Origin of the sequence: Streptomyces sp. SID14478, assembly GCF_010548525.1 — a bacterium.
Taxonomy (GTDB): Bacteria; Actinomycetota; Actinomycetes; order Streptomycetales; family Streptomycetaceae; genus Streptomyces.
This window is the reverse complement of sequence record NZ_JAAGMG010001026.1, coordinates 23,907-29,906: the sequence shown is the minus strand read 5'-3', so window position 1 is coordinate 29,906 and position 6,000 is coordinate 23,907. Positions and strand designations below refer to the sequence as shown.

Genomic DNA, 6,000 nt, shown 5'->3' with positions numbered 1-6,000 from the left:
CACGCCGCGGGGGCCGGGGTCCGTCGTCGGGGCCTCGGGCCCGCCCGCGCCGGGCAGGGCCGTCCGGGTCCGGTCCGCCGCCGGACGCAGACCGCCGAGGAGGCCGCCGAATCCGGATCCCGCCTCACGCCACCAATTGCGCCAGTTCACCACACCACCGCGCTCGTTCTCCCCGCGACCGCTGTCATTGCCGTCGCCCCCGTCCACACCGTGAGCCGTCCCGCGCCGCACACGTCGGCGCGGGCGCAGCCGTGAGTCCGGGGCGGCGCTCTCGGTCGGTTCCATTCCCGTCCCTCTCACAGCCGGCGGTGCCCACATCCGCTGCCCGCTCCCCCGGCTTCCGAGAGCCGGAGGGTTTTTTGCCCCATCCGCAGCAGGACACGGCAGACGCACACCCTCAACAGTAGGCCGCAGAAGGCTTCCACGGGCACCAGACGGACGCGCCCGGCCACGGTTGCCCGAATGCGGTACGGCCACCCGTCTGCATCTGGTATGCGCCGAACGGGTGGCCTTCAACCGCTACTCCTGGGTCGGTTCTTCCACGGGAAGGGCCACTTCGGCGGCCGCTTCCGGCCCCTGGGCCAGGAGCACGGCGAAGCCGTCCTCGTCCAGAACCGGAACCTTCACCTGCATGGCCTTGTCGTACTTGGAGCCCGGGTTCTCCCCGACGACGACAAAAGATGTCTTCTTCGAAACGGAACCGGTCACCTTGGCGCCTCTGCTCTGCAGGGCCTCTTTCGCGCCGTCCCGCGTGTGATGCTGCAGCGTGCCGGTGACCACCACGGTGAGTCCTTCGAGCGGACGCGGCCCCTCGTCCTCGCCCGCGCCGTCCTCCTCGGCGCGCACCCCGGCCTCGCGCCACTTGCGCAGGATCTCGCGGTGCCAGTCCTCGGCGAACCACTGCTTCACGGAGGCGGCGATGATTCCGCCGACGCCGTCGGTCGCGGCGAGTTCCTCCTCGGTGGCCTGGTCGATGCGGTCGATCGAGCGGAACTCGCGGGCGAGCGCCTCGGCGGCGACGGGGCCCACGTGCCGGATCGACAGGCCGTTGATGACGCGGGCGAGCGGGCGGTCCTTGGCCGCGGCGATGTTCTCCAGCATCGCCACCGCGTTCTTCTTCGGCTCGCCCTTCTGGTTGGCGAAGACCGTGACGACCTTGTCCTCGCCGGTCTTCGGGTCACGCTTGGGCAGCCCGCTGTCGGGGTCGAGGACGTACGCCTTGATGGGCAGCAGCTGCTCGATGGTCAGGTCGAACAGGTCGCCCTCGTCGGTGAGCGGCGGCTCGGCGGGTTCGAGGGGCGCGGTGAGCGCGGCGGCGGCGACCGCGCCGAAGTTCTCGATGTCCAGGCACTGGCGGCCGCCGAGATAGAACAGTCGCTCCCTCAACTGGGCAGGGCACGTGCGGGCATTGGGGCAGCGGAGGTCGATGTCGCCCTCCTTCATGGCCCGCAGCGGGGTGCCGCATTCGGGGCACTCGGCGGGCATCACGAACTCCCGCTCGCTGCCGTCCCGGAGGTCGGCGACGGGCCCGAGGATCTCGGGAATCACGTCGCCGGCCTTGCGGATGACGACGGTGTCCCCGATGAGCACCCCCTTCTTCTTGACGACCTCCTGGTTGTGCAGCGTCGCGAACTCGACCTCGGAGCCGGCCACGGTCACCGGCTCGACCTGCGCGTACGGCGTGACGCGGCCCGTACGGCCCACGCCCACGCGGATGTTGACCAGCTTGGTGTTGACCTCTTCGGGCGGGAACTTCCAGGCGATGGCCCAGCGCGGGGCGCGGGCCGTGGAGCCCAGCCGTCCCTGGAGGGGGATCTCGTCGAGCTTGACGACGGCGCCGTCGATCTCGTGCTCCACGGAGTGGCGGTGCTCTCCGTAGTACGCGATGAACTCCCGTACGCCCTTGAGGCCGTCGACGACCCTGTTGTACTTCGCGGTGGGCAGGCCCCACTCCTGGAGGAGGTCGTAGGCGTCCGACAGCCGGGCGATGTCGAAGCCCTCGCGGGCGCCGATGCCGTGCACGACCATGTGCAGCGGGCGGGTGGCGGTGACGCGCGGGTCCTTCTGGCGCAGGGATCCGGCCGCCGCGTTACGAGGGTTGGCGAAGGGCTTGTCGCCGGCCTCGACCAGCCGCGCGTTGAGCGCCTCGAACTCCTCCATCGGGAAGTAGACCTCGCCGCGGACCTCCACCAGGGCGGGGATGCGCTCGCCCTGGAGGCGGTCGGGGATCTCCGCGATGGTGCGCACGTTCGGCGTGATGTCCTCGCCGACGCGGCCGTCACCCCGCGTGGCGGCGCGGGTGAGGCGCCCGTGCTCGTACGTCAGGTTGACCGCGAGGCCGTCCACCTTGAGCTCGCACAGGAAGTGGAAGTCGGAGCTGCCGACGTCCTTGGCGACGCGGTCCGCCCAGGCCGCCAACTCGGCGTCGTCGAAGGCGTTGTCGAGGGAGAGCATGCGCTCGCGGTGCTCCACGGACGTGAACGCCGTCTCGTAGTTGCCCGCGACCTTCTGGGTGGGCGAGTCCGGCGTGCGCAGCTCAGGGTGCTTGTCCTCCAGCGCCTCCAGGGAGCGCAGCAGCTTGTCGAAGTCGGCGTCGGAGACGACCGGCGCGTCGTTCACGTAGTAGCGGAAGCGGTGTTCCTCGATCTGCTCGGCCAGCCGGCCGTGCTCCTCCCGCGCCTTGGCGGGCACGGCACTCTGCTGTGCGACCCGGTCGATCTTCTCGGCCTGAGCGGCCTCTTCGGCCTTTCCGGCAGCCACCGTCTCGTCCTCCCGTTGCCTTCTGTCCCCGTCACTCAGGGTTGTCCGCGAGTGATCTCGCCGCCCGGGCGCAGTGGGCAAGTGCCGCGCGGGCGTACGCGGGTGAGGCACCCGCGAGGCCGCACGACGGCGTGAGCACGACCGACTCCGCGAGAGACCCCGGATTCAGCCCCAGCCTGCGCCACAGCGTCCTGACACCCATGACGCTACCGGCAGGGTCTGACAATGGGCCGTCCACGCCGGGCACGACACCGGCGAAGAGCTTGGTGCCGCCCTCGACCGCCTCACCGATCGTCTCGTCGTCACGCTCGGTGAGCAGTGAGAAGTCGAAGGAGATCGCGTCGGCGCCGGCCCGGCGCAGCAGGGCGAACGGCACGTCGGGTGCGCAGGAGTGCACGACGACGGGCCCGCCGCCGTTGACCGCCATGACGTCCCGCAGGGCGCCCTCGACGACCTGACGGTCGACGGCGCGGTGGGTGCGGTACTCGCTGGCCGTCTTGACCTGTCCGCGCAGGACCGCGACGAGGGAGGGCTCGTCGAGCTGCAGGACGATGCGGGCTCCCGGGACCCGGCGCCGGACGTCGGCGAGATGGGCGCGCAGGCCCTCGGCGAGCGACCCGGCGAGGTCGCGGCAGGCGCCGAGGTCGGAGAGTGCGGCCTCGCCGTTCCTCAGCTCCAGCGCCGCCGCGAGGGTCCACGGCCCGACGGCCTGCACCTTGAGCGGCCCCTCGTAGCCCTGCGTGAACTCCTCCAGGGCATCGAGGTCCTCGCCCAGCCACGACCTGGCCCGCTTGGTGTCACGGCCCGGGCGGTCGCCGATGCGCCAGCCGCTGGGTTCCACGCGCGCGTACAGGTCCACGAGCAGCCCCGCGGTCCGGCCGATCATGTCGGAACCGGGCCCGCGCGCGGGCAGCTCGGCGAGGAACGGGATCCCCTGCTCGGGCCCTTCGAAGGACCCGGTGACGGTCTTGGCGGCCTCTCGGGCATCGCCGCCGGGCATCGAGCCGACGCCTGTGGCCGGCCCCCACCTGAAGTCGCTCTTTTCACTCACTCAGGAAGGGTACGTAACCGGCGGCGCGGGGCGCGCCCAGGTCAGCGTCCCGGGCGCACCGTCAGGTCTTTGACCTCCGCGTCGCGGGGCAGGTCGAGGGCCATGAGGAGCGACGTGGCGATCGACTCGGGGTCGATCCAGCGCGACGGGTCGTACTCCTTGCCCTCCTGCTGGTGGACCTTGGCCTGCATGGCGCTCGCGGTGCGCCCCGGGTAGACGGACGTCACCCGCACCCCGTTGCCGTGCTCCTCGTGGCGCAGCGAGTCCGCGAGGGCCTTCAGCCCGTGCTTGGAGGCGGCGTACGCGGACCACTCGGGGCTCGCGTTCAGTCCGGCACCGGAGTTCACGAAGACGACGTGCCCCTGGGCGACGCGGAGTTGGGGCAGGAAGTGCCGCGTCAGCTCGGCCGGGGCGACGAGGTTCACGTTGAGCTGGTGGCGCCAGGCCTTCGGCGTCAGTTCGCCCACCGGTCCCAGATCGACGACGCCGGCGATGTGCAGCAGCGAGTCGACCCGGTCCGGCAGCGTCTGGTGCGAGAACGCCCAGGACAGCTTGTCGGGGTCGGCGAGGTCGCCGACGAGCGTGTGCGCGCCGGGGAACTCGGCGGCGAGCTCCTTGGCGCGTCCCGCATCGCGCGCGTGCAGGAAGAGTTCGTCCCCGCGCGCGTGGAGGCGGCGGGCGACGGCGGCGCCGATGCCGGAGCCGGCGCCGGTGATCACGTGGGTAGTGGTGCCAGTCATGGCCGCCATGCTCGCACTACTCGGTGCCCTGCGACTCTTCGAGGTAGGCGAGCGCCCCGACCGGCTCCTCGGCGAAGAACACCAGGTCGGTGAGGGGAACGGGCAGGAAGCCCTCGTCCTCCATGCGCCGGAACTGCTCCTTGAGGCCGTCGTAGAAGCCGTCGGAGTTCAGCAGCACGACGGGCTTGCCGGTCTTCCCGTGCTTCTTCAGCTCCAGGATCTCGGTGGCCTCGTCGAGGGTTCCCGTACCGCCCACCATGATCACGACGGCGTCGGACTTCGCCAGGAGCAGCGCCTTGCGCTCGGCGAGGTCCTTGGCGATGACCATCTCGTCGGCGTTCTCCCTGGCCTTCGCCGCGAGGAAGTCCACGGAGACCCCCACGAGCCGTCCCCCGGCCTCCTGCACCCCGTCGGCGACGACCTTCATGAGCCCGCTCTCCGACCCGCCCCACACGAGCGTGTGCCCGCCCCTGCCGAGCAGCTCGGCGAATTCGCGGGCGGGGCGGGTGTAGCGGTCGTCGAGGTCGGCGGCGGAGAGGAAGACACAGATGTTCATGGCTCAACGGTACGACCCGCCTCACGCGCCGCTTCCGCCTCCTCCGGGGGCACGTCAGCCCCCTCGCCCTTGTCAGCGGCCCCTCCGCTTCGGGAAGAACGCGCCGCCTGTGAGCGCTGACACAGACATGGCTGATGGACACACGATCACGATCGAGCAGGGTTCGCAGCGGGTGCGCGTGGTGCGCGAAGGGCAGGTGCTCGCCGAGAGCAGCCGCCCCTTGTTGCTGCGCGAGACGGGCTGTCCCGTGCGCTATTACCTCCCGAGTGAGGACGTCGCCCTGGACCGCTTGACGCCCTCGGACACGACTACGTACTGCCCCTTCAAGGGAACGGCGTCCTACTGGTCGCTGCCGGACGCGGCCGACGTGGTCTGGTCGTACCCCGAACCCAAGCCGGAAGTGGCCGCGATCAAGGGGCACCTGTGCTTCTACGAAGTCGAGGTGGTGGGATAAGACTCCGACAGGCCTCTACGTAGGAGCGGGGTGGACGTGTCACAGGGATACGGGCAACAAGGCGGACCGACGGGCGGGTTCGGGGCCCCGCCTCCCGCCTTCGCGCCCACCCCGCCCTCGGCCGTGCCGGGCCCGGAGTTCGTGGCCGCCGACCAGTACAGCGGGCTGGTCGTCGACGCGGAGGGAGTCCATCTCGAACAGGGTCCGCACGCCATCGACCTGCCCTGGGCGCGGCTGCGTACGGTGCACTTCCAGCCGATGGACGCGGGCATCTCCCTGACCGCGGTGACGGCCGACGGCCCCGTCTACGCCTGCCAGTCCGGGCCCGGCGCCGCTCCCAGGTCCCGACGTGGTGCACCCAACTGTCGGGCGTCCTCCACCACTACCTTCCCGGCCGGGTCTGATTCACCTGCCCCGGCCGGGAGTTGACGGCTCGCCC

The 6,000-nt window shown here is 71.1% G+C and carries 6 protein-coding genes; 2 read left to right on the top strand and 4 right to left on the bottom strand.

The features are described from left to right. Positions 1-519 precede the first annotated feature (519 nt). The 4 genes from ligA to G3I40_RS32810 form a co-directional block, all read right to left on the bottom strand. Complete coding sequence (gene ligA / locus G3I40_RS32825; RefSeq protein ID WP_164306254.1) at positions 520-2,718, bottom strand: NAD-dependent DNA ligase LigA; 2,199 nt, start codon at positions 2,716-2,718, stop codon at positions 520-522. Positions 2,719-2,791: 73 nt separating this feature from the next. Further along, positions 2,792-3,811 (bottom strand): methionine synthase, encoded by a 1,020-nt coding sequence (locus tag G3I40_RS32820; RefSeq protein ID WP_164306252.1) that lies wholly within the window; start codon positions 3,809-3,811, stop codon positions 2,792-2,794. A gap of 41 nt (positions 3,812-3,852) precedes the next feature. Then, positions 3,853-4,551 (bottom strand): SDR family oxidoreductase, encoded by a 699-nt coding sequence (locus G3I40_RS32815; protein WP_164306251.1) that lies wholly within the window; start codon positions 4,549-4,551, stop codon positions 3,853-3,855. Positions 4,552-4,567: 16 nt separating this feature from the next. After that, the gene (locus tag G3I40_RS32810) at positions 4,568-5,107 is read right to left on the bottom strand and encodes a TIGR00730 family Rossman fold protein (RefSeq protein ID WP_164306250.1); all 540 of its coding nucleotides are present in this window, start codon (positions 5,105-5,107) and stop codon (positions 4,568-4,570) included. A 127-nt stretch (positions 5,108-5,234) separates the two neighbouring features. On the opposite strand from G3I40_RS32810, the gene G3I40_RS32805 reads away from it, so the two are divergent. Together G3I40_RS32805 and G3I40_RS32800 are read left to right on the top strand one after the other, a co-directional pair. Continuing rightward, positions 5,235-5,561 carry a DUF427 domain-containing protein gene (locus tag G3I40_RS32805; RefSeq protein WP_164306249.1) on the top strand — a complete coding sequence of 109 codons (327 nt, stop codon included), beginning with the start codon at positions 5,235-5,237 and terminating at the stop codon, positions 5,559-5,561. Between the two features lie 30 nt (positions 5,562-5,591). Further along, positions 5,592-5,990: a hypothetical protein gene (locus G3I40_RS32800; RefSeq protein WP_164306248.1), complete on the top strand. Its 399-nt coding sequence runs from the start codon at positions 5,592-5,594 to the stop codon at positions 5,988-5,990. Positions 5,991-6,000: the final 10 nt, after the last annotated feature.

Excerpts from the sequence above, each read along its gene's own strand:
- G3I40_RS32815 (WP_164306251.1), bottom strand. The coding sequence starts at position 4,551 with ATGACTGGCACCACTACCCACGTGATCACCGGCGCCGGCTCCGGCATC.
- G3I40_RS32810 (WP_164306250.1), bottom strand. The coding sequence starts at position 5,107 with ATGAACATCTGTGTCTTCCTCTCCGCCGCCGACCTCGACGACCGCTAC.
- G3I40_RS32805 (WP_164306249.1), top strand. The coding sequence starts at position 5,235 with ATGGCTGATGGACACACGATCACGATCGAGCAGGGTTCGCAGCGGGTG.